16 tRNA genes are annotated in these 1,568 nt (G+C 48.9%); all 16 read right to left on the bottom strand.

The features are described 5' to 3' along the window. Positions 1 to 119: 119 nt before the first annotated feature. A tRNA-Ser gene (locus tag HT697_RS10110) sits at positions 120 to 207 on the bottom strand. Positions 208 to 213: 6 nt separating this feature from the next. Then, positions 214 to 287: transfer RNA gene (locus tag HT697_RS10105), tRNA-Ile, on the bottom strand. Between the two features lie 35 nt (positions 288 to 322). Then, positions 323 to 393: transfer RNA gene (locus HT697_RS10100), tRNA-Gly, on the bottom strand. A 19-nt stretch (positions 394 to 412) separates the two neighbouring features. Continuing rightward, positions 413 to 485: transfer RNA gene (locus HT697_RS10095), tRNA-Phe, on the bottom strand. Between the two features lie 3 nt (positions 486 to 488). Beyond that, positions 489 to 562: transfer RNA gene (locus HT697_RS10090), tRNA-Met, on the bottom strand. A gap of 10 nt (positions 563 to 572) precedes the next feature. Continuing rightward, a tRNA-Ser gene (locus tag HT697_RS10085) sits at positions 573 to 662 on the bottom strand. A 10-nt stretch (positions 663 to 672) separates the two neighbouring features. Continuing rightward, a tRNA-Ile gene (locus tag HT697_RS10080) sits at positions 673 to 746 on the bottom strand. A 13-nt stretch (positions 747 to 759) separates the two neighbouring features. After that, positions 760 to 833 (bottom strand) — tRNA-Met (locus HT697_RS10075). Positions 834 to 838: 5 nt separating this feature from the next. Then, a tRNA-Pro gene (locus HT697_RS10070) sits at positions 839 to 912 on the bottom strand. A 15-nt stretch (positions 913 to 927) separates the two neighbouring features. Continuing rightward, positions 928 to 1,001, bottom strand: a tRNA-Arg gene (locus HT697_RS10065). A gap of 11 nt (positions 1,002 to 1,012) precedes the next feature. Further along, positions 1,013 to 1,098: transfer RNA gene (locus HT697_RS10060), tRNA-Leu, on the bottom strand. 7 nt (positions 1,099 to 1,105) lie between these two features. Continuing rightward, a tRNA-Gly gene (locus tag HT697_RS10055) sits at positions 1,106 to 1,177 on the bottom strand. A gap of 22 nt (positions 1,178 to 1,199) precedes the next feature. Next, a tRNA-Thr gene (locus HT697_RS10050) sits at positions 1,200 to 1,272 on the bottom strand. Positions 1,273 to 1,290: 18 nt separating this feature from the next. Next, positions 1,291 to 1,372: transfer RNA gene (locus HT697_RS10045), tRNA-Leu, on the bottom strand. A gap of 5 nt (positions 1,373 to 1,377) precedes the next feature. Then, positions 1,378 to 1,450, bottom strand: a tRNA-Lys gene (locus HT697_RS10040). A gap of 24 nt (positions 1,451 to 1,474) precedes the next feature. Beyond that, positions 1,475 to 1,547 (bottom strand) — tRNA-Asp (locus HT697_RS10035). Between the last annotated feature and the right edge of the window lie 21 nt (positions 1,548 to 1,568).

Here is a 1,568-nt window from a genome sequence, read left to right as displayed (position 1 = left end):
CTACAGTTGACAAAGAGCCTATAAAAATAACTTCAGATTAGTAATTCAATTAAGTTTTACAGATCTGAAGTTTTATTGTCTCTAAAAATAAAAAAGAGAGTTACAAACTCTCATTAAAACGGAGAATAAGGGATTCGAACCCTTGCGCCAGTTACCTGACCTAACGATTTAGCAAACCGTCCTCTTCAGCCTCTTGAGTAATTCTCCAATTAATGGGCACGAGTGGACTCGAACCACCGACCTCACGCTTATCAGGCGTGCGCTCTAACCACCTGAGCTACGCGCCCAAGTTAAAAAACTTGGTAATTTGAACAAAGTTCAAAGCGGGTGACGAGAATCGAACTCGCGACAACAGCTTGGAAGGCTGTAGTTTTACCACTAAACTACACCCGCATAAATACTATCAATTAAATGGCGCGAGACGGAATCGAACCGCCGACACATGGAGCTTCAATCCATTGCTCTACCAACTGAGCTACCGAGCCTTATTGCGGGAGCAGGATTTGAACCTACGACCTTCGGGTTATGAGCCCGACGAGCTACCGAGCTGCTCCATCCCGCGTTAATATAAAAGGAGGATGTGGGATTCGAACCCACGCACGCTTTTACACGCCTGACGGTTTTCAAGACCGTTCCCTTCAGCCGGACTTGGGTAATCCTCCAATATTCAAATGGACCTTGTAGGACTTGAACCTACGACCACTCGGTTATGAGCCGAGAGCTCTAACCAGCTGAGCTAAAGGTCCGACAAGATCATTATAGCGGCGAAGGGGATCGAACCCCCGACCTCCCGGGTATGAACCGGACGCTCTAGCCAGCTGAGCTACACCGCCATGTATCGGGAAGACAGGATTCGAACCTGCGACACCTTGGTCCCAAACCAAGTACTCTACCAAGCTGAGCTACTTCCCGAGTTAAAAAGAAAAATGCACCCTAGAGGAGTCGAACCTCTAACCGCCTGATTCGTAGTCAGGTACTCTATCCAGTTGAGCTAAGGGTGCTCATTATATTATGCCGAGGACCGGAATCGAACCGGTACGATCGTTACCAATCGCAGGATTTTAAGTCCTGTGCGTCTGCCAGTTCCGCCACCCCGGCCTCTCTAAGCGAACGACGGGATTCGAACCCGCGACCCCCACCTTGGCAAGGTGGTGTTCTACCACTGAACTACGTTCGCACTGTTTTCTTCTATCTAAAAATGCCGGCTACATGACTTGAACACGCGACCCTCTGATTACAAATCAGATGCTCTACCAACTGAGCTAAGCCGGCTCATTTATTATATCTTAATGCGGGTTAAGGGACTTGAACCCCCACGCCGTTAAGCGCCAGATCCTAAATCTGGTGCGTCTGCCAATTCCGCCAAACCCGCAGATATGACCCGTACTGGACTCGAACCAGTGACCCATTGATTAAAAGTCAATTGCTCTACCAACTGAGCTAACGAGTCTAAAATAACTTCCGTTATCTTAAACGGTCCCGACGGGAATCGAACCCGCGATCTTCGCCGTGACAGGGCGACGTGATAACCGCTACACTACGGGACCTTTGGGAGTTAACGGGATCGA

Origin of the sequence: Streptococcus sp. 1621 (assembly GCF_013276615.1) — a bacterium.
Lineage (GTDB): Bacteria > Bacillota > Bacilli > Lactobacillales > Streptococcaceae > Streptococcus.
The sequence above is the reverse complement of the archived record's forward strand: the minus strand, read 5'-3'. Positions and strand labels throughout refer to the sequence as shown.